The organism is Lacipirellula limnantheis (assembly GCF_007746075.1).
GTDB lineage: Bacteria > Planctomycetota > Planctomycetia > Pirellulales > Lacipirellulaceae > Lacipirellula > Lacipirellula limnantheis.
Genome location: NZ_CP036339.1, coordinates 4,723,351 through 4,747,378, shown reverse-complemented (window position 1 = coordinate 4,747,378; position 24,028 = coordinate 4,723,351). Strand labels below are relative to the sequence as shown.

Below are 24,028 nucleotides of genomic sequence, written 5' to 3'. Positions count from 1 at the left end.
ACTGGCAATCGGAGCGACGATCGAGTACCGTCTTACCTGACTTTCCGCATCCAAGTTGACAGGGACGGCCTCCGCTGCCGCAGACTCGATGGCGATCCACTGGAAACTCCACAATGCCATGGGCCCGGGGCTAGTTGGCAAGGTCCCCGGGACTGATCAATCCCCAATCTCGCTGGAGCGAATGCTCGATCTCACGCGCGCCTCGACGGCTGGCGACGTGAGGTTCGACGGCGTCGATCTGTCGCTCTACGCGCCCCACGTCGACATGGATCGAGGAGACGACGAGCTCAATCGCATTGTCGAAACGCTACAGGCCCATGGACTCGTGTGCGGGTCGGTCGTGGCGCCTGTCTGGAGCGACCTTGGCGGCGGAAGTGCAATGGGAGATGCGTCCGAGCGCAAGCGTTTCCTGGCGGCCGTCGAAAAGTCTTGCCGCTTTGCGAGCCGGCTGCGCGAGCGGGGCGTGCGACCATACGGCGCCGTCCGGATTGACTCTGCCGACAATCCGACGCGCTGGGCGGCCAACCCTCGCGAGCACACGCGGCGCATCGCGGACACCTTTCGCGAGGCGGGACGAATTGCCGACGGCTGCGGCGAGGTCCTCGCGGCCGAGGGCGAAATCTGCTGGGCCGGCATGCACTCGTGGCGCCACATGGCCGAATTGCTGGAAGCCGTGGATCGACCCGGGTTGGTCGGTTTTCAGGCCGATCTGGCGCATACCTATCTCTATTTGCTGGGCTACAACGCTCCCGAACATCGCCTGCTGAGCGATGGCTACGACGCCGACGAGTTCTGGACTGCTTACAGCACGATGACGCGGGCGCTCGGCCCGTGGACGCTCGATGTCCACATCGCGCAAAGCGATGGCACCGTCTTCGGCAGCGGCTCGCATGATAAGACGGGCCGACACTGTCGCGCCGATGATCCGCGCGGCAAACTCGACGTGGTGAAGTGCGCCAGCTTATGGCTGCTCGATTCCGATGGCGTGCCTCGCCCGGCAATCAAACATATCTGTTGGGACGGCTGCATGATCTCGAACGAGACGCTGGAGGCGGCGGAAACGTGGGATCGTATTCTGCAACTACTCGTCAAGGTCGTCGATCACGCATCGCGAACCGCCAAACCGGACTAGGCGAAAGCAGTCGGAGCCGACGCCCATCCTGCTCATTTCTCTTTTCACTCTTACAGCGAGCCAGGCCTGCCAGCGATGACTACCTTGCCCTTCCGTTTTGGCAATGAATGCTACACCTGGTTCATGAGCGGCAGCGGCGCCACTCATGCCAATCGACTCGATCACATGATCGACGTCACCGCTCAGGCCGGGCTGACCGGAATTGAACCGATCCACTTCTGGATGGGTGATCTGAGCGACCCTACTCGACTGGCCGCGTCTCTCCAATCGCACGGCATCGAGCTCGCGGCGATTGCTTTGGTCCTGCCCTGGAACTACCCGCTGGAGACCGAGCAAGAGCGCATCGAAGCGGATCGCGTTATTGCCCTGCTGCAACGATTCCCCGGCGCCTTGCTCTGCACGGTGCAGGCGCCGACTAGCCGAGATGACCTAGCACAGCGGCGCCAAAACCTGGTCGGCAACGTCAACGCGGTCTCGCTGCGGGCAGCCGAACGCGGCGTCGATGCTTCGTTCCATCCCAATTCGCCGCCGACGTCGATCAATCGCACCGCCGAAGACTACGAAGTTATCTTGAACGGCCTTGACCGCGCCGTCACCGGCTGGACGCCCGACGTGGGCCACATCATCAATGGCGGCATGGATCCGCTCGCGACCATGCAGCAGTGGCAATCGCTAATCAATCATGTCCATTTCAAAGACTGGGATGGGGCGCCTGAGTTTGCTCTGATGGGCGCCGGCAAAGTCGATTTGATCGGCGTGACTCGCTGGCTCAAGTCTTGGAATTACGCCGGCTGGATCATTTGCGAAGACGAGGCCGAAGCCGCCGTGGATGATCCCGATGGCGTCACCCTGCACGACGGTCGCTGGATTCAGGAAGTCCTGATCCCAGCGCTCGCCTGAGACCCCTTCCTAACCGGTCGTCGAACAATGTCTGCGCGATAACCCGATCGAGAAACAACGCTATGCCCTACGTCGCAACCAATGGCATCCAACTCTACTATGAAGAGGCAGGCGACGGCCCGCCCCTCATCTGTATCATGGGCATCACCGGTCCCGGCAGCGTTTGGGCGAACCACGTGGAGCTCTGGAAACGTCACTTTCGCTGCATCATGGCCGACAACCGGGGCGTCGGAAAGAGCGACATGCCGTCAGGCCCGTACACCTCGGCCATGATGGCGGACGACTACGCAGGCCTGATGGACGCCATGAGTATTGAACGTGCGCGCGTCATTGGCTGCTCGATGGGCAGTGCGATCGCTCAGCAACTCATGCTGCGTCACCCGCAGCGAGTCGAGAGCGCCGTCCTCATGTGTCCATGGGCACGTTGCGATCGCTACGCCCGCGACGTCTTCGAACATCTGCGCGTGGCCAAGGCCAAGCTCACCGCTGCCGAGTTCGTCCGTTACCTCCAGCTGTTGATCTTCGCGAAGCCGTACTGGGACAACGACGCCAGCTACGAAACCCTGATGGATGGTCGACGACTCGCCGCCGAAGAGCCCGCTCCCCAGCCGCTTCACGCGTTAGAGGCTCAGGCCGATGCCTGCGTTACGCACGACGTATGGGGAGATCTGCAGCGGGTTGCCTGCCGCACGCTGGTCATCGGAGGGAAAAGCGACATTTTCACGCCCCCTTGGATGGCTCAAGAGATCGCCGCCCGCATTCCGGGCTGTGAACTGCACCTCTACGAGGCTGCGGGGCATGCCTTCCACTGGGAGTGCATCGACGACTTCAATCCCCGGATTGTGAGGTGGTTTCTCGGGGCGTAGCTGCGCTTCACGCCGCCGAATTTCCCGCCCAGATTTCGCCGTCGACGCGCTTGCTAGCAATTGCTACCCTCCGCACCTTCCTGTAAATGGCGGATGCCATGAGCGTTAAGGGCGTGAGGTCGGATGATGCGCACTCATCAGCGTTGGTGGACGATTGGCGGCGGACTTCTCGGCGTGACGCTATTGAGCGTCGCTGCCTTTAACTATTGCCGCTGTTACTGCGGGGCTCCCGTACGGCTGACGCTCAGCGGCGGCAATGTTTGCCCCCTGCGCACCGAGATGGCCCAACGCATCGCCGCAGGCATCAGCGGTCACGTCGAGGTGAACGTTTGCAGCGGCACCAATTCCGAGCAGATTTGCCATGCGGTCGACGCGGGCGAACTCGACTTGGGGCTAATTCTTGGCGGCTTGCCGACGGCCCAATATCGCAACGTCCGTCAAGTGGCGACGCTGGGAGTCGAGCCGCTCCACTTGCTGGTCCGCCGCGAATTGCTCGAAAAGGATCCAACGCCCTCGCTGGAAATATTGCGCGGCCGCCGTGTGTCAATCGGAGAGCCCGGCGCCAACGGCACGCGGCTCGCTGAGGATTTGCTGCAGCTCGCCGGGTTGATGGAAGACTCCGCCGACGAATCCCCCGAGTTCGTTGCTGAACGCCACGCAGCCTCAACGCTCCTAAATCAGGTCCTCGCCTGGCGTGCAGCCGCTGGGGCTGAACAGATCGCACTCCGTGAGCGACTGCCGGATGCTGCTTTTGTCGTCGACTCGATGCCTTCGGAACTGGTCGACCAGCTGGTGCGCGACGGAGAGTACGGACTCGTGCCGCTCCCCTTCGCCACCGCGCTCCACCTCGACAGCCGTCGCAACCATTCCGGCGAACGCGTCCACTTGCGCAACGATCGCGTCGAGGCTGTCTCCATTCCCGCGTTTGCCTATGGAATCCAGCCTGCGACGCCATCGCAAGATTGCGAAACAATCGGCCTGCGATTGATGCTGGTGGCTAACAAGGACGTCTCCACGAGTGCGCTCTTCGACGCGCTGCGCTCGATGACCGACGCGGTCGCCGCGCATACGCGGGTCAACCTCGACGTCACGAATGCGAATCCCGAGTTTCCCGTCCACCCCGGGTCGGACGCGTTTCTCAGAGCGCGGCGACCGCTCAATCTCGACGAGATACTTGGCCCAACGACCGACGCCCTCAGCGTCGCAGGAGCGACCATCGCCGGTTGCCTGGCGCTGTGGAGTTTCATACGCGGGTTGCGAGCCGTCCAACCCGACGTCCATCTCCGGCAAATCGACCGCATCGAACGCCTGCTTCAAGGCCACGAACTCGACGAGTCGGCGCCGACGCTGCCTGGCGAGTTCCTCGAGTATCTTGAATCGCGGCTCTCACAAGTGAAGCAGAAGGTGATCGAGGATTACGCCAACGGCAGACTCGATGGCGACGACGCGCTAATCGGCATTTTGACGCTCGTCGCCGATACCCGGCACCTCCTCACCGAGCGCCGCAAACTGCTGGCGGACCCTGAGCTTGGATCCGGCCGGTTACAGCCGCGAAACCTTGCCGCTGCTTAGCAGGCGACTTTGGCGGCGGTAACGTCGGCTTTGGCGCCGGCGACGCTAGCTGGCAAAGAGACCAGAATCGCTAAACTCCGCCAACGCGCGGCGTCGAACTAACGCATGAGATCGCGCTGCCAGCGATCCAGCCATGCGCCTCGTCGGACATTTCTCATCGTGCTCAGCTCCAACCCCATGTTGCGCCGGAAGGCGAGCGGGATTCGGCGCCGGTCACTGCTCACGCTCGCTGCGTGGTGCTTGGCCTGCTGCTGGTCGGCGGCTGCGCGTGGAGAAGCGACGCTGCTGGAATTCATCGACGGCGAGAATTCTGCCGCCGCTGTAGCAGCGGAAGAGTCGCTGGAAAGTTCATCCCCGCTTGAGGGCGAACAGGCGCTCCAGCAACCGCTCGTCGAACCAGAAGCGTTGGTAAGTACGCCCTATGCGCCCTCCTACAATGTACCGTTCGGCGTCGACCCGGCGGATCAACCCGACCATTCGTACGGCAACATGCCGATCGGCTGGATCTCCGGTCCCTATCTCCGCTATGGCGTCGATTTCGTGGTCGGCGAAGGCCTACTCGAAGGCGGTCAGAAGCTTGGCTGGGGGATCAATGGCGGCTTCCGGCAACCGCTCGCCCCCGGACTGGCGCCGGGGCGAATGTTCTTCGATTTCGGCGGCGGGTATCTGTCGGCCGTGGGCAATACCCACCGAGTCTTGAACGGCGTGGAGACAAACGCCGCTGGCGTGGTCAACCCGATCCCAGTCGTCGGCGCATTCTCCGTCAATCTGACGGAGGTGAAACGGGCCGGCGTGAACTTGGCGTTAGGCTGGTATTGGGGCGACGTCGTAGACGATCGACAAGGCGATCCGCAGTTGAGATTTGCGACCCGGTTCGGCGGGCGCGTCGGTTCGGTGCGAGGGCGATTCCTTCAAGAACTGATTGTCCCTGTCACGCCAGGAAGTACGGTCAGGTCCAACTACCTCAACACCGACACGTTCGGCGGACTGCTGCTCGGCACGGAAGCGATCATCCTCAAACGCACCTACAGTACGTGCAACGTCCTCTGGACGGCCGACGTCGAATTTGCCAACGATTGGATCGAATTTGGCGGCTTCGATTCCGGCAGCCTCGGCACGGCGTCGCTCATGACCGGCATTATGCTGTCGCGATAGCACGCAGAGCCGCAGTTTACCGGACGGGCAGTTGCGCCGCCTTTTCTTTGCCGCACGTCGCCGGCATTTCTGCGGCGATTTCGGCCCGGCGGCGACCCTGCGCGTTGCTTTTTGGCAACGAAGGTCATGTGGCCGTTGCCGCTCGTCAACGCGACGGGGGGGACAACCGCATCGCATTCCGTCGAGTCGCGCCGGTGACCTATGGTTTTCAGTCAGCCGGCGAAACCCACTCACCCGACGGCGGTAAGCGATTCAATGAGCAGCCTTGCGTACGAAACCTATGGCGACGTACTGATTGCCACGTTCAACGGCGCGATCACTCGCCGCAATGCGCCGAGTTACCAGGAGGAGCTGTCTGCGGCATTTGAATCCGCACGTAGCATCGTGGTCGACTTGACGGAGATCGATGACGTACCGGAAGCCGGCTTTCGGATGCTGCTCCAGCTTTACCACCAGGCCTCCTGTCGTGGAGGGGAAATCGCACTTGTCGGCCTGAACCGCGACCTCCGGGCAACCGTTGACGCCACCGGATTCAGCGAGTTCTTCGTCCTGTGCGAGACGCTGGACGAAGCGATCGAGAGACTCTGCTACGAATCGGCGGGGCATGCGAGCTTGCGATGAAAGTTGCTTGGACTCATCTCGTCGCCGCTCCTCGCTTTCGGGACGCGAAGTCCGCTGAGTCGCGCCACGCGATCAGCGGAGCTTCGAGGGAGCGCACCGCGCGCACTTGTAGTCGCGGCAACGGGCTATGCCAAGATCCCGTCAACCACGTGGCCGGCAACGTCCGTGAGCCTGAAATCGCGCCCCTGATAGCGATAGGTGAGCCGCTCGTGATCGATCCCTAACAGGCGCATCATCGTCGCGTGCAGGTCGTGGATGTGCACCGGGTTCTCTGCCGCGTAGTAGCCGAGCTCGTCCGTAGCGCCATAGGTGATCCCGGGCCGAATCCCGCCGCCGGCCAGCCACATCGAAAAGCCGCGAATGTGGTGATCGCGACCGACCGCATCGCCGTCGACGTCCCCTTGCGCCATGGGCGTGCGGCCGAACTCTCCACCCCACACGACGAGCGTGTCTTCCAGCATGCCCCGCTGCTTCAAGTCGGCGATGAGAGCGGCGCTCGGCTGGTCGCTCGATAAGCATGCCTCCGAAATGTACTTGCTGATCCCGTTGTGATGGTCCCATCCGCGATGATAGAGCTGGATAAATCTCACGCCGCGCTCCGCCATCCGCCGCGCTAGCAGGCAGTTGTAGGCGAACGAGCCGTCGGCCCCCTTCACGCCGTACATGTCGAGCACGTGTTGGGGCTCGTCGGAGATGTTAACGAGCCCCGGCACGCTCGCCTGCATGCGAAACGCCAATTCGTACTGCGCAATTCGTGCGGCAATCTCCGGATTCTGCTCGTCAATGTCCCGAATGCGGTTCAATCCATTGACCGTCTCGATCACGTCAAGTTGCCGCTGTCGATCGACGCCCGGAGGATTGGTGACAAAGTGAACCGGGTCATTCTGAGAGTATACGGGAACGCCCTGAAAACGGCTGGGTAGGAACCCGCTGTGCCACTGGCGAGACGAAATTGGTTGCGGCGGACGGCTGTCCGCCAGACTCTTCATCACGATGAAGCCCGGCAGGTCGTCGGTTTCGCTCCCGAGTCCGTAGTTGATCCACGCCCCCATGCTCGGTCGCCCCGAAACGCTTGTGCCCGCATTCAGAAAGGTTTGGGCCGGGTCGTGATTGATCTGCTCTGTTTGCATCGAGCGGATGATGCAGATGTCATCCGCAATCTCGCCGATCTGGGGAAGCAACTCGCTGATTTGCTGGCCTGACTGGCCGTGGCGCTGGAACTTGGCGAGCGGTCTCAGGGCAAGCAAGGCGCTTCCTTGCAGTTGCGCGATCGGCTGGCCCTTGGTGTACGACTCGGGCATTGGCTGCCCATGCAACTCCGCGAGCTTTGGCTTTTCGTCGAAGGTTTCGAATTGCGACGGACCGCCCGCCATGCAGAGGAAAATGACCCGCCTCGCTTTCGGCGCGAAATGCAGCGGATCGACGAGGCCGCGCGAACCGCGCCCTGGTTCCGCGGAGCCGCTGCCCTGCTGCACGCGGGCCGCTCGGACATTTCGCTGCATCAAGCCGGCCAGCGCCATGGCGCCTAAGCCTAGCGAAGTGCGTCCGAAGAATGTGCGGCGATCGACGAGTCTTTCCCAGGCGGCGTATTGTTCTGGCGTCATGGCAAGTCGCGTGATCAGGCCGAACTCGGAGGACAAACTAGTTTCGTGAAATCGTCTCGTTCAAGTTTAGCAAGGCGCGACAGACCGAAGTCCACGCCGCCAGCTCTGCGGGATTGAGCTGCGCGTCGGCTTCCGTCATTCCTACTCGTAGCAGCGCTGCGGCATCGGATTGGCGTGCTGCGTAGTGCGCGCGGTGCTTTTCCAACAACCCCTGTAGCAGCGAGATCTCTTCAATCTTCGCCGGGCGTCCGACAACGCGGCGCCAAATGCGTTCCAGCCGCACAGCATCACTCAAAGCGGTTGCTTCAAGCGTCTTTGTTGCCAGGACGCGCGCCGCCTCCACGAACGAAGGATCATTCAGCAGCACCAAGGCGGCGCTCGGCGTGTTGGAGATTGGTCGCTGGGCCGTGCACTCCTCGCGGGTCGGTGCATCGAACGCCAATAGCCAGGGGTGCAAGAATTGCCGTTGCCAGTGAACGTACACCGAACGTCGGAACTGCTCACGGTCGAGCGTCGGCTGATACTCCCGCTCGGGAAAATTCAGCGGCGCGTAGTAACCCGCCGGCTGATACGGCCGCGAGACGCCGCCGCCGGTCTGCATCACGAGGAGCCCGCTCACAGCAAGCGCGTTGTCACGAATCTCCTCGGCGTCGAGCCGGAATCGAGATTGGCGAGCGACCAATCGATTTTCAGGATCGATCGCGTCGAGTTCCTCGCGCGGCAGCGATGACTGCCGATAGGCTGCCGACGTGACCATTAACTTCAAGATGTGCTTGACGTCCCAGCCGCTTTCCATGAACTCGATGGCCAGCCAATCGAGCAGCTCCTGGTTTACCGGCCACTCGCCCTGAGCGCCGAGATCGATTACCGTCTTCGAGAGCCCCGCGCCGAACAATCGCTGCCAGAGGCGATTGACTTCCACACGCGCCGTCAGGGGTTGCTGCCGCGAGACGAGCCATCTCGCCAGATCCAGCCGGCTAACGCGCCGGCCGTCTGTTTCGATCTGCGTCATAAAATGCGGTACGCCCGGCGTGACGACCTTGCCCGACTGGTCCATCCAGTTGCCCCGCGGCAACACACGACATTCACGTGGCTCAATCGCCTCGGTGACCATCGTCGGCTCGAATTCTCCTTCCAGCTTGACTCGGTCGGTTTGCCGCTCCATGAGTTGCTTGCGCAGGTCTTGCCACTTCCCGTCGACCAGCGTCCCATCGAGCGATTCTTCCAGCTCAGCAATTTTCGCGTCGACCTCGACGATGCTGCGGTATGTCGGCAGCGTCCAGGCCAACATCTCAGGCGGCCGTTCCGTCGGATTAGTGTTTTTCGACACCTTCTCGAAGGAGCCCCAGTGATCGACATCGGCGAAGATCGCCCCAAGGCTGTAAAAGTCTTCCGTCGAGTAGGGATCGAACTTGTGGTCGTGGCACTCCGCGCAGCCAATCGAGGCGCCGAGCCAGGTCTCGGACACGTTGCGGACACGATCGGCGTTGTGTTTGGCGCGGTACTCCGCGTCTTGTGCCCCCCCTTCATGCGTCGTTTGCAGGAGCCGGTTGTAGCCGCTTGCCACCCGCTGCCACATGGTGGGATTGGGCAGTAGATCACCCGCGAGTTGCTCAATCGTGAACTGGTCGAACGGCAGGTTCTCGTTAAACGACTTGATCACGTAATCGCGGTAGGGCGTGATCCGGTGCTCCTGATCGCCGTGGTAACCAACCGTGTTCGCATAGCGGACCAGGTCAAACCACCACGACGCCATACGCTCGCCGTAAGCCTCCGAGGCGAGGAGGCGATCGACCAGCCTTTCGTAAGCGCCGGGAGTGCGATCTTCGATGAACTCATCCGCCTGCTCCGGCGTGGGAGGCAATCCAGTAAGGTCGAAGTACACCCGGCGGACGAGCGTCGCGGGATCGGCTTCTGCTGAGGGGACCAGCCCGGCTCGCTCGAGCCGGGCCAGCACGAACTGGTCGATCTCATTTCGCGGCCAATCGTTTTGCCGAACGGCAGGCGGTTCGTTGCGGATCGGCGGGACGTACGCCCAGTGCGGTTCATACTGGGCGCCAGCGTCGATCCAGCGGCGGAGAACATCAATCTCCCGAGTCGATAGGCGAGGCTTCTTTGAGTCGACTGGCGGCATCTGGGTATCGGGGTCGTCAGTCGTGACACGGCCGATGAGCTCGCTCGCCTCGGCGTCCCCGGCAATAATCGCCAGCTCGTGCGCGCCCTCTTCGGTGTCGAGCCGCAGACTGGCGGCGCGTTTTCCAGAATCGGGGCCGTGACACGCGAAGCAGCGATCCGACAAGATCGGGCGGACATCGCGGTTATAGCTTGGGACCTCGGCGCCGTACGCGCTGCTGGCGATCAACGCCGCAGCTAGTCCTACCCAAAACGAGCAGGCGGACGGATACTTCGCCACGCGCGTCGCCGTCCGCGTCAATTTGGGTTTCCAGTCGCCGCCCACGGCTCGATCCCCTCCTGTGAAAAGCTCCGCTGCGGCTCGAACGCCACGGCAGGTCCATGCATGATACTCGAATTGTCGTGGTTGGTGGTGAAGCGACTATCCACCTGGCTAGGTCGAGACGCCCCCCTCTAAGCCCCTGAAAACCGCGCATTCCCCATAATTCTCGCTGATTCGCTCGCGGAACTCGCCGCCTCGGGATCCCGCTTTGGGCGCGCCCGCTGACAACTCGGCGACAGACGTCAGGCCGCGAACTGACTCGCACCATGGACCACTTCGCCGCTGCAACCCCTACCGTCGTTATCCCTGACGCGACGCCCTCGTGCCGCTGCGGGTGACCTACATTTTCGTGGCTCGGCGTCTCCCGACGCGTGCCGCCCGCCGGAGGAACCGTGCGCCGCGGGAGCGTAGATTTCCCTGTTGCGGCGCCAACCTAGGCCGATCTTCAGCGAGTTATCTCGGCGGCAGGACTTAGGACAGCTAGATGATCGTCATTCTCGGATGTTTCGTGGTGGTGGGCGCCGTGCTCGCCGGCTTTACCTGGGCCGGCGGTCACATCGGCGCGCTTATCCATCCCTCGGAAATCGTGACGATCGGCGGCGCTTCGCTCGGCGCTCTCATCGTGATGTCGCCGAAGAAAGTCCTCATTGATCTGTTTAAGGGGATCATCCAAGCCATCAAGGGCTCTCCCTTTACCAAGGCGATGTACGGCGATCTCTTTCGGCTGATGTACGACTTGCTCCGCACGGCTCGCCGGGAGGGACTGTTGGGGCTGGAAGTGCACGTCTCCCATCCGCACGAAAGCTCAATCTTCACAAAGTATCCGCGCGTGGCGAACAACCACCACGTCTGCGACTTTATCTGCAGCGGGCTGATCCCGCTCGTCGAAGGGACGGCACGCAAGGAGCAGCTCCCCGCCCTGTTCGCCGCCGACCTAGCGGTGATCGAGGAGGAGCATCACGTGCCGACGCACGCCCTCCAAACGACGGCCGACGGCCTGCCCGGCTTCGGCATCGTCGCGGCCGTGCTTGGCATCGTCATCACGATGGGGCACATCGACGGCCCCCCGGCAGAAATCGGACACAAAGTCGGCGCCGCCTTGGTCGGAACGTTCCTGGGCATTTTGATGTCCTACGGCTTCGTCGCCCCGTTGGCGGCCCGCATGGGGTTGCTCGGACTCGCGGAAATCGCATTCTTTCGGACTATTGCCACGATCATTACCGGCTTTGCGAACGATCTGCCGCCCAAAGTGGCGATCGACCAGGCCCGTCGCGGCGTCATGACGGAAAACCGGCCCACGCGCGAAGAACTCGAAGCGATGTTCCAGGAAGTCGACGCGACCTAATTCAGATAACCGCTAGGACGCCAAGACACGAATAAACAGCACCAAGAATCAGCTTGTGAGGCCAATCGCACGCTGAAGGATCATCCGACTATTATTTGTTTTTTCTTCTTGGTGAGTCCTTCGTGCCTTGGTGGTTAGTCTTAATCCTTGAATCAATAGCAAAGCAGAACTGCAATGGCTGGCGGCGGCGGAGCATGGAAAGTGGCCTACGCGGACTTCGTGACCGCGATGATGGCGTTTTTCATGGTGATGTGGCTCACCAGTCAAAAGCCGGGCATTAAGGAGGCGGTCGCCGGATATTTCCGCGAGCCGTTCGCCACTTACAAGAGCCACCAAAAGGGCGCTGCGGGCACCGCCAGACCCGTGCTCGATCCGATGTACGGCCACACGGCCCAACCGCAGAAACGGCGGCTGGCGATCTCGGGCGACGTTACCGATTACCAGTTCACCCTGCTGTTCCCCGAAGGGTCGGCGACGCTCGAACCGGAACAACTCGAATCGGTGCGCGAGTTCGCCCCCATGATGGCCGGCAAACTCAATCGCGTGGAAGTGCGGGCTCATTGCATTCGTAGCCCGCTGCCGCCTGACAGCCCGTTCCAAGATCACTGGGCGATGTGCTTCGCCCGCTGCCAAAGAGTTCGTGAGGAATTGCAAACGCTCGGCGTCGAACCCGAGCGCATTCGTTTAAGTCAGGCCGAGGGCAACGAACCGCTCGCTGCGAACTTGTCGCCTGACGAGTTGAAATTGAACTCGCGTGTTGACGTGATCTTGCTTCCCGATCTGGCTGACATTCCATGGGAACGACGAAAGGCGGAAGAGGAACCGGTCGAAGCAACCATGGAGCCCGTTTCTGCCCAAGGAATGGCCCACGCGGAGGTCCGTAGCGTCGAGACCGACGTCACCGACGTCAGCCAGCCACATGAGGCGCCCACAGCCGTCGGAACGCACGCTAGTCATGCCCCTGCCGACTCTGGCAACCCACACGAACCGGCAGCCGCCCATAACCACGGAGGGTCAGGAGCATCGAACGAGGCACCCGCGCCGCACGCTGCCAGCGACGATCACGCCGCAGCGGACGAGCAAGGCTTAACCGATGTGCACCACGATGCCAGGACGCATGGCAAAGCAGACTCGAATGACGACGCAGCAGCGCACGGCAAGCCTAACGCCGCCGCCGAGGACTCAGACGCGCATGACGACCATGGGGCGGCGCATCCCCCTGCCGAGGTCCACGTCCCGCCGCCACACTAGCAGCGGGTGAAGACTCCGCTCGTTTGTCGCCTCCCTGCGGATGCCGATTCAGTCGGGCGCAGGTCACCACGCCGTAGCCATGCTGGCTCTTCAAAGCCAACCGGTCAGTCTAGGCAGTCATGGCGGACAGGTAATAGGCGGCCCAAGCTGGGCCGCTTACTTCGTGGGGGCAGGAGTAATCGCCGGCTTGGTCGGGATCGCCAGATTTTGCAGTGCCGCGAGGTCGTCGTCGGATGGAACGTCGCCGGTAATCAGTCGGGCCGAGCGGTCGTGAGTGCAGTAATTCCAGGCCCACTGCGTCAGCACAAGTAGCCGATTGCGAAAATTGGCGATGTGCATCAAATGGACCAGTAGCCAAAGCCACCAAGCCAAGAAGCCCGAGAAATGGACTCCTTTGATGTCGGCCACCGCGGCGCTGCGACCGATCGTGGCGAGGTTGCCAAGATCCTTGTAGTGGAACGTGGGGTCCTGTTTTCCGCGGAGGCGCGCGGTGATGAGTTTGGCGACGAAGCGTCCCTCCTGGATGGCGGGCTGAGCGACGCCTGGTAATGGCTTGCCTCCTTGATGCGAATAGCTCGACATGTCGCCCAGGACGAACACGTCGGGTCGACCTGCGAGCGAGAAGTCTTTCTCGACGATCAACCGCCCTGCCCTGTCGATCGCCGCGGTGCACGCCGAGGCGAGCGCCTTGCCCAGCGGTGACGCCTTGACCCCGGCGGCCCACAGGACCGTTTTGGTCGGCCAGTGCTCCGCGCCGAGCGTCGACTTCATTTCAATGCCGTTCTGGTCGATCGCGGTGACCATCGTCCCCGTCCGAACATGAACTCCCAGATTGTGCAGGGTCGCCAGCGCTTTTTTCGAGAGATCTTCGGGGAACGATCCGAGCACGCGATTGCCCGCCTCCACCAGCGTGATGCTCGCTTCGGCAGGATCGATCTGGCGGAAGTCGTGCTTTAGGCTGTGCCGGGCAATCTCGGCGAGAGCCCCGGCAAGTTCCACGCCGGTCGGTCCGCCGCCAACGATCGCGAAGTTAAGTAGCGCGCGGCGCACGGCGGGGTCGCTCTCCGTTTCCGCTTGCTCGAACGCCGAATAGACGCGACGACGAATATCGGTGGCGTCTTCAATCGTTTTGAGCCCAGGGGCGAATTGGGCCCAGTCGTCCCGGCCAAAGTAGCTATGCCGCGAACCGGCGGCGACGATCAGATAGTCGTACGGCACATCGCCTTGCGTCGTGTGGACCCGCTTCAGATCGAGATCGAAGCCGACGACCTCGGCGAGCATCACTTCGCAGTTTTGCTGCCGCGAAAAGATCCAGCGGAGCGGCGCCGCGATGTTCGCCGGCGAGAGGCCGCCGGTAGCCACCTGATAGAGGAGCGGTTGGAAGAGATGAAAGTTGCGTCGATCGATGAGGATCACGTCGACGGGCGAACGTTTGAGCGCCTTGACTGCGTTCAAGCCAGCGAATCCTCCCCCCACGACAACGACGCGAGGGCGAGACTTAGCGGCTGGGGCAGTCATCAATTCATTCCTCAGGCAGGGGCTTGTCTTTAGTTTCCGGAGCGAACGGTAGGATCGCGAGCCCCAGCAAGAAGATCAGACACATGGTCATGGCGGCGTAGCGCTCTTTGAGCGGCGTCGGAAACTGGCCATACAAGTCGGTCGCCAGCTTTGCCGAGAAGAGGCTTCCGCCCGCCGCGGCAAATCGCCCGATATTGTAGCAAAATGACGTGCCGGTGCTCCGCATGCGGCTGGGGAACAATTCTGGCAAATAAATGGCAAAGCCGGCGAATGTCGCCAAATGCGTCGCGCCCATCAGCGGCATCATCCAGTATGCGTCGAACGGCGTTTTCATCTGCCAGTAGGCGTAAACAGTGACGACGAGCGCTGCGGTGAAGCCGAGGGCGAACGCCGGGCGCCGGCCGAGCCACATTGCCACGCGAGTGAACGCCCACATACCAAAGGCGGCGCCGATCATGTTGAGGACATAGGCCCTGGTGATTGCCTGATTGACCTTGGCTTTGACCTCGGGCGCTGAGAGCCCTTCTGCCTCGAAATGCTTGGTGAAAATGTAACGCTGGACATCGGGGGCGTATTCGCCGATCGCCCACAGGCCGACGACGCCGGTGGATGCAAGAACGGTGCCGACCAAAAGATTTCGGCGCCACTTGGTTTCCGCGAGCAGCGAGAAGTAGGGCGTCAGAACGCCGTGGCCGCCCAGTAGGCCTTCTGCCTTGGCCTTGAGCCACGGCTCGGGCTCGCGCAAGAACTTCGCGGTGAAGATGACGAGCACGGCAGGCAGCGCGCCGACCAAAAACATCCACCGCCATGATTCGCCCGCAGCGATTCTTCCGCTCGTTTCGAGTGAATCGAACAGCGTCTTGAAGGCGCCGGCCGAGAGATTGCCGACGGTCGAAAGGACCTGCAGCATGCCCAGCGCCCCGGTGCGGGCGCCATTGGGTACCGTCTCGGCGATCAGCGCCACGGCAAGGCCGAAGACGCCGCCCACGCCCAGGCCGGTCATGAAGCGAAACAACGCAAAATCAAAAAAGGTCCGACTGAAAAAGGTGAATCCGGTGAATCCCGAGTAAAGCAGCACCGTCACGGTGAGCATCTTAGCTCGGCCATACTTGTCTCCCAACGCGCCGAAGATGAGGCCGCCAATGCCCCAGCCGATGAGAAAGATCGCGGTGACGTCTTTTCCCTTCGCCTGCACAATTCCGGGGTCGGTTCCCGCCGGCATCAATGCGGTAACCGCGGGAACCCGCGCGAGCGTGAACAACCGCTGGTCGAGGCAATCAAAGCACCAGCAGGCCGAGGCGACGAGAAAGACGAACCAATGATACGGCGTCAGTTGACGATACCAGGCAATGCGCGAGTCTGGCGACATGATTCGATGAGACGACGCAATTCGGCGCCGCGCCTAGTCGGAAGTTGGCTGCGGGCGACGCCTCGTGCGCCGCCGCGGGAATGTTCAGTCGACGTGCTCCGCTCCTTGTTCGGGAAGCACGGCCGAGAAGATGAGGTTCGCAAGATAAAGCGCGAACGCCACGCCGGCGGCGACGACCGCCGTCTTGGCGAAGGGAGTCTCGCCCGGAACAAACGACTGACTCGCAATTTGCTGCGTCAGATAGGCGAAGGGAGTACCGAACATCCGCCCGCCAATGTTCGCGGCAAAGCTCTCGCCTGTGCCGCGAAGATGCAGCGGGTAAGCCTTCGGCAAATAGTTTCCCCAGAAGCTGAACTGCGCCACCGTGAAGAACCCGGCGATGAAAATGCCGATTCCCAACATCGAGACGTTTACTTCATGGAAGCCTGGAATCCAACTCAAGTCGAAACTGAAGAAAACCTTTTCCTGACCGCGCGCGAACGCCCAGAAAATAAACGGAATCAGGATCAGCCCCGGAATCAGGAACATGCGCAACAATGCCCGGCGGCTGGCGATATGGGCGACCAGCATCGCGAGGGCGAATCGGCCGAACAAGCCGCCCGTTTCTTGCGCCTTGGTATAGTTGGCCACGGTCTCGCCGACAATGCGGCCGCTGACCGCTGCCTTCTTGTCAGCCGGCGCCGCCTCGGCTGCCTTTGCGACGTTCGCTTTGACCAGATCGATGCCGGGGACGATCTGCGGCATCTGCTGGATGGCGCCAAACGCCACGCCGTAGCTGAGGGCGAACATGATCGTCGTAACGATCGTGGTGCGACGCAGCTCTGGCGAGAAGAGTTCGCGAATGCTAGGCCGCCGCAGCGTACCGGCCTCCTTCTTTTCTTTCCACTTCGGCGACTCGGGGAGAAACGGTCGAATAATGATCAGCGGAATCGCGGGAATCAGGCCGCTCATGAGCGTGTAGCGCCAATCGGCGTGCTGATAATTCGGACCGATCGAGCCGAAGACAGGCGTGAGGAACGACGGCATCTGGATCGCCGGGAAGCTGGCCGAGTGGCGGACGATCAGCCCGTTCACGACGGCGATCAGCAAGCCGCCGATCGACGAAAAGGCTTGCGTATAGCCGAGGACTTTCTCGCGCCGGACCGGATCGTCGAAGAGTTCCGCCAGCCATGCAACGGCGGCGACAAATTCAACGCAAACGCCGATAAAGGTCGTCGTGCGAAAGAACAGGAGCATCGGCAGACTAGTCGAAAAACCAGCGAAGAACGCCGAGAATGCGTAGAGCAGAATGCTCCACGTCAGCACCCGCCGTCGACCGTAGCGATCCGTGAGGTAGCCGCCGAGTAGCCCGAAAATGCCGCCGCAGACGGCCGGCACGTAGAAGAGCAGTCCAAACCACCGAGTGAACTCCGGCGTGCCGCGCGTCAAGCCGCCGAGTTCCTGCAGTGCCGGCCCAATGATCAGGGGCAGCATCAGAAGTTCGTAAATATCAAACGCAAAGCCAATCGCGGCGATGACGCAGACGATCCAGAGAGAGAACGTCATGCGCTGGGACGATGCATCGGACATGGGCAGTCTCGGTCTGTCTGCCCTGCGCATCCATGCGACGGGCGCGGCGTTAAATCTTCAAACTCGCCCCATGTTCCCTGAGGGCGCGCCGACGGTCAAGCGGGGAAAGAATCGAATCGACGCGGCCTCTGACGCTGATTGGCTCCGTCGCGGGACGCCGCTTCTCCTTCTTCAAGTCAAAGACGCGACCAATGGGGCCGAACATGATCGACGGCAACATGATCAGTTCGGCGACGATGCCCGCGACAAGGATCGTAAGCATCAGCCACCCGAATCGCTGCGTCGGCGTGAAGGAGCTCGTCGCGAACACCGACAAGCCCAGGCCGTTGATCAGCCCCGCCTGCAGCGTCGCGTTGGCTGATCGTCGGTACGAACAAAGGACGGCCTCCGAGCGATCGCCCAGAGCGCGCAGATCGTCCTTGTACCACGCCAGGAAATGGATCGTATCGTCTACCGCGACCCCAAGAGCAATGCTCGCGGCCATCATCGAGCCAATGTCGACCGGAATGCCGAGCCATCCCATGCCGCCGAAGACGACGAGGACCGGCAACGTGTTCGGGACCATCACCACGGCGCCGGCGGCAATGCCGCGGCAGACGAACATCATCAGCGGCGTGATCGTCATAAACGACCACCAAGTGCTGGAGATAAGGCTTTGCAGCAACGCGTGCTGCGCCTTGTAAACGACTGGGATCACGCCGGTGTAAACAACGTCGACTTCCGCGGAGCCATCGTCGACGCTGTTGCCATTGGCGACTTGCCGCTCCGCCGCATCAAAGGAGGCGAGGATCGGAATCGACGCCTTGCGAAGCCGCTCGTAGTCGTGCGCGCCGTAACCGCCGGTTAACACGACGCCGTCGAAAGCTCCAAGGTTCTTGGCGATCTGCTCGTCGCTGAGGGCCTCGAGATTGACCGCAGCCGTCTGCGCCGTGACGTTCTTGCTGCTGATAAAGGCGACGACGTCTTCGGTGACGCCTTTCGATTCGGGCAAGCGCAACGCAACGACCCTAGCGCCGTTCGGCTGACCGAGGCGTCGCTGCGAGAGGCCTTCCAGTGCGTCGACGCTCGCAGCGCGGGCGGTAAGCACCGGCTTGACGGCCGCCTTCATGCGATCGACCAGCTCGCCATGATTGATATCGTGAAACGCCGCGACGCGAATGCTGATCCGCCAGAGCTCGTCGCCGGCGCGTTCGCCCGCTTCGGGCCCTTCAACCTTCAGGAAGCCGGAGCCCTCCAACTCCTGACGCGACGCGAGGAGTCGCTTGTTGACGACGCCGCGATAGGTGCTGGCGCCGACGCCGCTTTCACCGCCGCCGAGATCCGGGGCGAAAGTCGCGGCGCTCATCGTGGCGCCAATGAGATCGTCACCTTTAGGCCCCAGACGATCCTGCACGCTCTTCTCGATCCGTTCGACCAGTTTCAGTCGCTCGAAGAACGTGTGGCGATCGACCTTCTGACCGGCGGCGAGACTTTCAGGAGCGGACTCGTACTGCGTTTCTCGCGGGAAGCGAACCACTAGTTCCATCGGCACGATGCGCCCGAGGTTATTCTCGAACCAGCGATAGTCGTCCAGGAGCTTGGCATCTTCGCTGAAGAGCTTGAGCAGATCGATGGACGTCGTCGTCCGCGGCAAGCCTGCGCAGAGGACGACGATCGTCGCCATGCTGGCGCCGAGCACCATGGCATGATGGCGGCGAATAAAATTGCCAAAACGGGTCCAGCCGGCCGCGCCAAATTCTGACTCGTCGCCCATCTTCTCGACCTTTTTGCCGGCGAGCATCGCCAGGTATTCGGGCGGCTTCCAGGTCCAGCGCTTCATGGCGGCCGGCAACACGAGGAACAGCACGATCAGCATCGTGAAGTTACCAAGCGCCGAGAACCCGCCGAACTTGGCGATTGGGACGATGTCGCTGGTCAGCAGCGAGGCGAGACCGATGCCGCTGGTGACCGCACAGAGGATCGCAGGTCGCCAGGCATGCGCCACGGCATGTTCAACGGCGTGGTCGAGATTACCCTGCTCCAGCGCCGCCTGCCGGTAGTAGTTGATGATGTGCACCGCGCCGGAAACGGCCAGCACATAGATGAGCGCGGGCATCGACATCAGGATCGCGTCCATGCGGTGGCCCAAGAGCGGCACCATGGCCAGTGACACCGCCGCGCTGAGAATCCCGCACGAGAAAACGAGCGCCGTCATCCAGACGCTGCGGAGCGACCAATAGGCCAGCCCAATACCGAGCAAGCCTGCCAGGCCCGCCAGACGCAGCAGCGTCTTCTCGCCCTCGTCGTCGATCGAGACGTTGTCGATCGGCGGGCCGCCCAGGCGGACTTCGCTGCGGCTGATGCCGGCCATTTCCAACGCCTGGTAGAGGGGCGAGGTAGGCCACTTCTTCAGCCCGAGCCCCGCCTTCGGCGCGCTGACCGAGTATTTCAGGTTCGCGGCCGCGTCAGCCGATAGCGTCGCCATGACGACCGTCTGTTTGCCGTTAGCACCCACGAGTCCGCCGGTGAGTCGTTCGGTCGCCTGCTTGCGGGGCAGGCTTTGCGGCGGCGACATCAACTGCTTGAGAACGCTGCGGGCGGTCGTGACCGTCGTGAAGGCCTGGCCGCCGCCCGCCTTCTCGGGGAGCTTTACTTCCAGCAGCGCATCGGCCAGCTTCTGAATCCGCGGATCGTCCTGCGAGCCGTCGTGGGCCTCGCCGAGCTCCGCGCCATCCCAGCTGACGAGAATGAACTGGTCGGCCGCGAAATGCTTGCGGAACCAGCGCAGCTCGACCGTCTCGGGATAACTCTTGGGGAGCCAGTCGGAGACGTCGTTCCGATTGTTAACGATCGCCTTGAGCGCACCGTAGCATGCCAGCGGCGTGAGCAGCACTGCCAAGACGAGAATCTTGTTCTTGTAGCGATCGAGTAGCGAGGGTTTGGCCATGCGTGCTGAATTGGATTGGCGAGCGCGACGGGCTCGCGTGAATGGGGCGTCGTGCCGGCGGCAGGCGGTTCGTCCAAAAACCTAAGTGCTCTATTCTGGCCCGATTGCAGCGATGGCTCAAGATGAACCGGAGCTGCCGATTGTGACTCGTTCGCGCGACGGCGGACTGCCGCTTCGGGCCCAAAAAGGACCGCCGTTCAGCGAAAACCACTGCTTTTTACGGCTCTATGAAGTTAAGTGCGAAGCGATGTCGCGCTGTTACATGGTGCGCGGCCGGCCTTCCAGTATTAAGCAGCCTTTAAGCTCGCTTTGCGAAGGTGCGCCGATCAGATCGACCTTGACGGCTCCCGCCGATCTCCATATCGTCCTCGCCAACTCTGCAGCAGTTACGAATGCTCAGGCGATGATCGCCTGCCTGACTGCGGGGACTATTTCGTTTTGGAGATTCCTCCGATGGCTCAGCCGAAGAATGCCGCCAAGAGCACCAAGCAACAACCCGCCGGAAAGGGCAAGCCCGCTGCTGCCCCGAAGAAGGGCAAGTAACCTGGTGCGGCGGTTTACGCTGCAACCTTGGCAGCGATAAGAACGCCTCAAGGCGCCGTGGGTTTCCCACGGCGCCTTGTTGTTTATTGTGCCTGCCGCGGCGAGCTTTCTCGACGCGCCGCTTGAAGCGTTCGTTGAGAGCGAATGATGGATAACAGCAGGGTCATTCTGAGCGGAGCGAAGAATCTGGACTCTCGATTGACTCGCCAGATTCTTCTTCTCTCCGCGGAGGCAGGAAGACGCACGACGCGCATCAGACCCCTTCCTCGCGAAATTCCGACCAGTTGATCTTCAGCTTCCTCATGCGGGCGCGGAGCGTGTGCGGATTGATCTCCAGCATTGCCGCCACGCCGCGCGGGCCTTCAATGCGGCCGCGAGCCCGTTTCAGCGCTGCTTTGATGTGCCGACGGAGCGCGTCGTCGAGCGAGCCGATGCCGTCTTCGTCGCCACCGCCGTTGGCGGAGTGGGCCGGCAGACCGGGGGCGACGGCTGGAATCGGCGGCAGCTGCCTCCCCGCGTCGACGCTAAAGCCCAGAGCCGCCGCAATCTCCAAGGTATGCCCTTCGCCCAGAATGGCAGAGCGATCGATCACTGCCCCCAGTTCCCGAATATTGCCCGGCCACGAATAGGAGCGCAGCGCCTCGATGTCTTGCTCGGTCGGCGCTACGGGCGACAGGCTAAAGCGGACCGCGGCCCGCTCAGCGAAGTGAGACGCGAGTTGGGGAATATCTCCCAGCCGCTCGCGCAGCGGAGGGAGCAGGATCGGGAAGACAGCAATGCGGTACCATAAATCCTCGCGAAAACGCCCTTCGCGGACCATCGCCGAAAGATCGCGATGAGTCGCGGCGATCACGCGGACGTCGACTCGGATCGGCTCGCGGCCGCCGACCCGTTCAATGAACGAATCTTGCAGCACGCGCAGAAAGCGCACCTGGGCATCGTGGGGTAGCTCGCCGATTTCATCGAGGAACAGCGTCCCTCCGTCGGCGCGCTCGAACCACCCTTGGCGCGTCTCCGAGGCGCCGGTGAAGCTTCCCTTTTCGTGTCCGAACAGTTGCGAGTCGACGAGTTCGGGCGGGATGGCCCCGCAGTTGACGCGAATGAATGGTCCGTCGCGGCGATCGCTCCGGGTATGGATGGCTCGCGCGACCACCTCTTTGCCGGTGCCGGTTTCGCCGAGCAGCAGCACCGGAGCGTCGGACGTGCTGACCAGATCGACCCGCTTCATTACCGGCGCGAGTCCCTGGCGTTCGCCCACAATCAGGTCGTTGATCTCCTGACGTCCTAATCTTCGCAACAAGGAACGCCGGTCGGCCTCAGCCGCCTCGCGCAGTGCCGCGAGCTCGTGCAGACGCCGATCATTCTCCAGGGCCACGGCGAGCGGCTCCTGCATCCAGGAGAGCATCTCTTCATGAGCAAGTGTGAATTTCTCGCCGCGCTTCGCCGCGACGACGAGAGCGCCGACGGCTTCCCCCCTGCTGGAGAGAGGAGCGACCCGCACGTCGTGCGAGCCGCGCGGCAGGGCCAGAACGTCGAGCGTCGCCTCGGGGGCGCCGCCAGGAACATACGGCGCGCTCAGCCGTCCGATCCTGACCCAGGCCAACAGCTTTTTCATTTCCTCTGGCGTGCACTCGCGACTGGCGGCCATGCCCGAGGGCGGGTGGTGAGGCGCCGCCGCAACCGTGGCAATCATGCGATGCTCGGGGACGATGCGTTCGACCGTCATGAAGTCGAGCGGCAAGTCGGCAGCGAGTAGCTCGGCAATTCCAGTAATCGACTCATTGATTTCGATGTGCTGACAAGCCTCGCGCCAGACGGCGAGCAGGACCTCGCGAAAACGTTCCATGGGCCGTCCAGTTGATTCCGTCAAATAAGCTGACATTCCATTATATCTCACGGACAAGTCCTGTGTAATATCACGGCCTTCGTGGTCTCGACACCGTGGCGGTATCAGTAAGATCTATAATTGCATGGAGTTATGACGATCGTATGGCTCTTGGCACCTAACGTGCTTAGACGGGGCTAACCCCCAATCGCAACCCCGGCGCCCATATGAAATCGATCTCAAGTTTTTCTGCTTTTACTTTGCTTCTGGCCCTGCTGCCGCTCGTTGGGGGCTGCGGGTCGTCGACGGCCGCCAATAAATCGGGAGCGCCGGCTGCCGCTTCGTCCGCCAGTGGGTCGAAGACCCCGGTGACGCTGCTGAACGTCTCCTATGACCCGACGCGCGAACTTTATGAAGAGTTCAACTCCGATTTCGCGAAGCACTACCAAGAGGAGACGGGCACGCCGGTGACGATCGAGCAGTCGCACGGCGGCGCGGGGAAACAAGCTCGTGCCGTCATCGACGGCCTGAAAGCCGACGTCGTCACGCTCGCGATTGCCTACGACATCGATCAAATTGCTGAGCTGACGGGGCTGTTTCCCAAGGACTGGCAGAAGCGGCTCGACAACAACAGCTGCCCTTACACCTCGACAATCGTCTTCCTCGTCCGCGCGGGCAACCCCAAGCAGATCAAGGATTGGGACGACCTCGTGCGAGACGGCGTTGAGGTGATCACGCCGAATCCGAAGACCTCTGGCGGCGCTCGCTACAACTATCTGGGTGCGTGGGGCTACGCGCTCAAGAAGTTCGGCAATGACGAACAGAAGGCCCGCGACTTCGTGAAGAAGCTCTACGAGCATGTCCCGGTGCTTGGTTCGGGTGCCCGCGATTCGACCACTACGTTCGTTCAGCGCGAGCAGGGCGACGTTCTGATCACTTGGGAAAACGAAGCGTTGCTCGCCCTCAAGGAATTGGGCGCCGAGAAGTTCGAAATCGTCGTCCCCTCCGTCAGCATTTTGGCGGAACCGCCGGTAACGGTCGTCGATAAGAACGCCGCAGCCCACGGCGCTCAAGAAGTCGCCGAAGCCTACCTAAAGTACCTTTATTCGCCTGCCGGACAGCGCCTGGCGGCGAAGCATTTCTACCGCCCGAGCTTGAAGGAACAAGCCGACCCGGAAGATCTGAAACGGTTTGCTGAGATCGAGATGTTTAACGTCGACGAGGTCTTCGGCGGTTGGCCCGAAGCTCAAGCCAAGCACTTTAATGATGGCGGGATTTTCGACGTCATTCAGGAAGAAATCGCGAGCAGCAAATAGCGGCAGCGAACCACGCGCGCAGCGTCATGGGCGGCTCGGAGCTTGCCAGGGAACGCGGCGA

General features: G+C 62.0%; 16 protein-coding genes. 9 read left to right on the top strand and 7 right to left on the bottom strand.

Going from position 1 to position 24,028, the window contains the following annotated elements; genetic code table 11:
• Positions 1–88: 88 nt before the first annotated feature.
• The 6 genes from I41_RS18455 (at position 89) to I41_RS18430 (ending at position 6,246) form a co-directional block, all read left to right on the top strand.
• Entirely contained in the window at positions 89–1,132 is a 1,044-nt protein-coding gene (locus I41_RS18455) for a sugar phosphate isomerase/epimerase family protein (RefSeq protein ID WP_145434411.1), read from the top strand.
• A gap of 75 nt (positions 1,133–1,207) precedes the next feature.
• Entirely contained in the window at positions 1,208–2,032 is an 825-nt protein-coding gene (locus tag I41_RS18450) for a sugar phosphate isomerase/epimerase family protein (RefSeq protein WP_210420996.1), read from the top strand.
• A 62-nt stretch (positions 2,033–2,094) separates the two neighbouring features.
• Positions 2,095–2,898, top strand: a complete 804-nt coding sequence (locus tag I41_RS18445; protein WP_145434409.1) for an alpha/beta fold hydrolase — start codon at positions 2,095–2,097, stop codon at positions 2,896–2,898.
• 123 nt (positions 2,899–3,021) lie between these two features.
• Entirely contained in the window at positions 3,022–4,470 is a 1,449-nt protein-coding gene (locus I41_RS18440) for a TAXI family TRAP transporter solute-binding subunit (protein ID WP_145434396.1), read from the top strand.
• Positions 4,471–4,647: 177 nt separating this feature from the next.
• A complete protein-coding gene (locus I41_RS18435) occupies positions 4,648–5,625 on the top strand; it encodes a hypothetical protein (protein ID WP_145434394.1) in 978 nt (325 codons plus the stop codon).
• Between the two features lie 255 nt (positions 5,626–5,880).
• Entirely contained in the window at positions 5,881–6,246 is a 366-nt protein-coding gene (locus I41_RS18430; protein ID WP_168207000.1) for an STAS domain-containing protein, read from the top strand.
• 125 nt (positions 6,247–6,371) lie between these two features.
• On the opposite strand, the gene I41_RS18425 is transcribed toward I41_RS18430, so the two are convergent.
• Positions 6,372–7,850, bottom strand: a complete 1,479-nt coding sequence (locus I41_RS18425) for a DUF1501 domain-containing protein (protein WP_145434391.1) — start codon at positions 7,848–7,850, stop codon at positions 6,372–6,374.
• A 37-nt stretch (positions 7,851–7,887) separates the two neighbouring features.
• Positions 7,888–10,308 carry a PSD1 and planctomycete cytochrome C domain-containing protein gene (locus tag I41_RS18420; RefSeq protein ID WP_210420995.1) on the bottom strand — a complete coding sequence of 807 codons (2,421 nt, stop codon included), beginning with the start codon at positions 10,306–10,308 and terminating at the stop codon, positions 7,888–7,890.
• Positions 10,309–10,789: 481 nt separating this feature from the next.
• On the opposite strand from I41_RS18420, the gene motA reads away from it, so the two are divergent.
• Positions 10,790–11,650: a flagellar motor stator protein MotA gene (gene motA / locus I41_RS18415; protein ID WP_145434389.1), complete on the top strand. Its 861-nt coding sequence runs from the start codon at positions 10,790–10,792 to the stop codon at positions 11,648–11,650.
• A gap of 174 nt (positions 11,651–11,824) precedes the next feature.
• Complete coding sequence (locus tag I41_RS28330) at positions 11,825–12,901, top strand: OmpA/MotB family protein (protein ID WP_145434387.1); 1,077 nt, start codon at positions 11,825–11,827, stop codon at positions 12,899–12,901.
• 156 nt (positions 12,902–13,057) lie between these two features.
• Here I41_RS28330 and I41_RS18405 read toward each other — a convergent pair whose 3' ends face one another.
• The 5 genes from I41_RS18405 to I41_RS18385 form a co-directional block, all read right to left on the bottom strand.
• Positions 13,058–14,419 carry an NAD(P)/FAD-dependent oxidoreductase gene (locus tag I41_RS18405; protein WP_145434385.1) on the bottom strand — a complete coding sequence of 454 codons (1,362 nt, stop codon included), beginning with the start codon at positions 14,417–14,419 and terminating at the stop codon, positions 13,058–13,060.
• Between the two features lie 4 nt (positions 14,420–14,423).
• Complete coding sequence (locus I41_RS18400) at positions 14,424–15,788, bottom strand: MFS transporter (protein WP_145434383.1); 1,365 nt, start codon at positions 15,786–15,788, stop codon at positions 14,424–14,426.
• A gap of 84 nt (positions 15,789–15,872) precedes the next feature.
• Complete coding sequence (locus I41_RS18395) at positions 15,873–17,357, bottom strand: MFS transporter (RefSeq protein WP_145434381.1); 1,485 nt, start codon at positions 17,355–17,357, stop codon at positions 15,873–15,875.
• A gap of 49 nt (positions 17,358–17,406) precedes the next feature.
• The gene (locus tag I41_RS18390) at positions 17,407–20,283 is read right to left on the bottom strand and encodes an efflux RND transporter permease subunit (protein WP_145434379.1); all 2,877 of its coding nucleotides are present in this window, start codon (positions 20,281–20,283) and stop codon (positions 17,407–17,409) included.
• Between the two features lie 796 nt (positions 20,284–21,079).
• A complete protein-coding gene (locus I41_RS18385; protein WP_145434377.1) occupies positions 21,080–22,672 on the bottom strand; it encodes a sigma-54 interaction domain-containing protein in 1,593 nt (530 codons plus the stop codon).
• A gap of 206 nt (positions 22,673–22,878) precedes the next feature.
• Here I41_RS18385 and I41_RS18380 point away from each other — a divergent pair, with 206 nt between their 5' ends.
• Complete coding sequence (locus I41_RS18380) at positions 22,879–23,967, top strand: sulfate ABC transporter substrate-binding protein (protein WP_145434375.1); 1,089 nt, start codon at positions 22,879–22,881, stop codon at positions 23,965–23,967.
• Positions 23,968–24,028 lie beyond the last annotated feature (61 nt).

What these genes read in the sequence shown, in the direction of transcription:
- motA (WP_145434389.1), top strand. Translation starts at nt 10,790, where the DNA reads ATGATCGTCATTCTCGGATGTTTCGTGGTGGTGGGCGCCGTGCTCGCC.
- I41_RS18445 (WP_145434409.1), top strand. Translation starts at nt 2,095, where the DNA reads ATGCCCTACGTCGCAACCAATGGCATCCAACTCTACTATGAAGAGGCA.
- I41_RS18440 (WP_145434396.1), top strand. Translation starts at nt 3,022, where the DNA reads ATGATGCGCACTCATCAGCGTTGGTGGACGATTGGCGGCGGACTTCTC.
- I41_RS18425 (WP_145434391.1), bottom strand. Translation starts at nt 7,850, where the DNA reads ATGACGCCAGAACAATACGCCGCCTGGGAAAGACTCGTCGATCGCCGC.
- I41_RS18380 (WP_145434375.1), top strand. Translation starts at nt 22,879, where the DNA reads ATGAAATCGATCTCAAGTTTTTCTGCTTTTACTTTGCTTCTGGCCCTG.
- I41_RS18405 (WP_145434385.1), bottom strand. Translation starts at nt 14,419, where the DNA reads ATGACTGCCCCAGCCGCTAAGTCTCGCCCTCGCGTCGTTGTCGTGGGG.
- I41_RS18385 (WP_145434377.1), bottom strand. Translation starts at nt 22,672, where the DNA reads ATGGAACGTTTTCGCGAGGTCCTGCTCGCCGTCTGGCGCGAGGCTTGT.
- I41_RS18450 (WP_210420996.1), top strand. Translation starts at nt 1,208, where the DNA reads ATGACTACCTTGCCCTTCCGTTTTGGCAATGAATGCTACACCTGGTTC.
- I41_RS18400 (WP_145434383.1), bottom strand. Translation starts at nt 15,788, where the DNA reads ATGTCGCCAGACTCGCGCATTGCCTGGTATCGTCAACTGACGCCGTAT.
- I41_RS28330 (WP_145434387.1), top strand. Translation starts at nt 11,825, where the DNA reads ATGGCTGGCGGCGGCGGAGCATGGAAAGTGGCCTACGCGGACTTCGTG.
- I41_RS18395 (WP_145434381.1), bottom strand. Translation starts at nt 17,357, where the DNA reads ATGTCCGATGCATCGTCCCAGCGCATGACGTTCTCTCTCTGGATCGTC.
- I41_RS18390 (WP_145434379.1), bottom strand. Translation starts at nt 20,283, where the DNA reads ATGGCCAAACCCTCGCTACTCGATCGCTACAAGAACAAGATTCTCGTC.
- I41_RS18435 (WP_145434394.1), top strand. Translation starts at nt 4,648, where the DNA reads ATGTTGCGCCGGAAGGCGAGCGGGATTCGGCGCCGGTCACTGCTCACG.
- I41_RS18455 (WP_145434411.1), top strand. Translation starts at nt 89, where the DNA reads ATGGCGATCCACTGGAAACTCCACAATGCCATGGGCCCGGGGCTAGTT.
- I41_RS18430 (WP_168207000.1), top strand. Translation starts at nt 5,881, where the DNA reads ATGAGCAGCCTTGCGTACGAAACCTATGGCGACGTACTGATTGCCACG.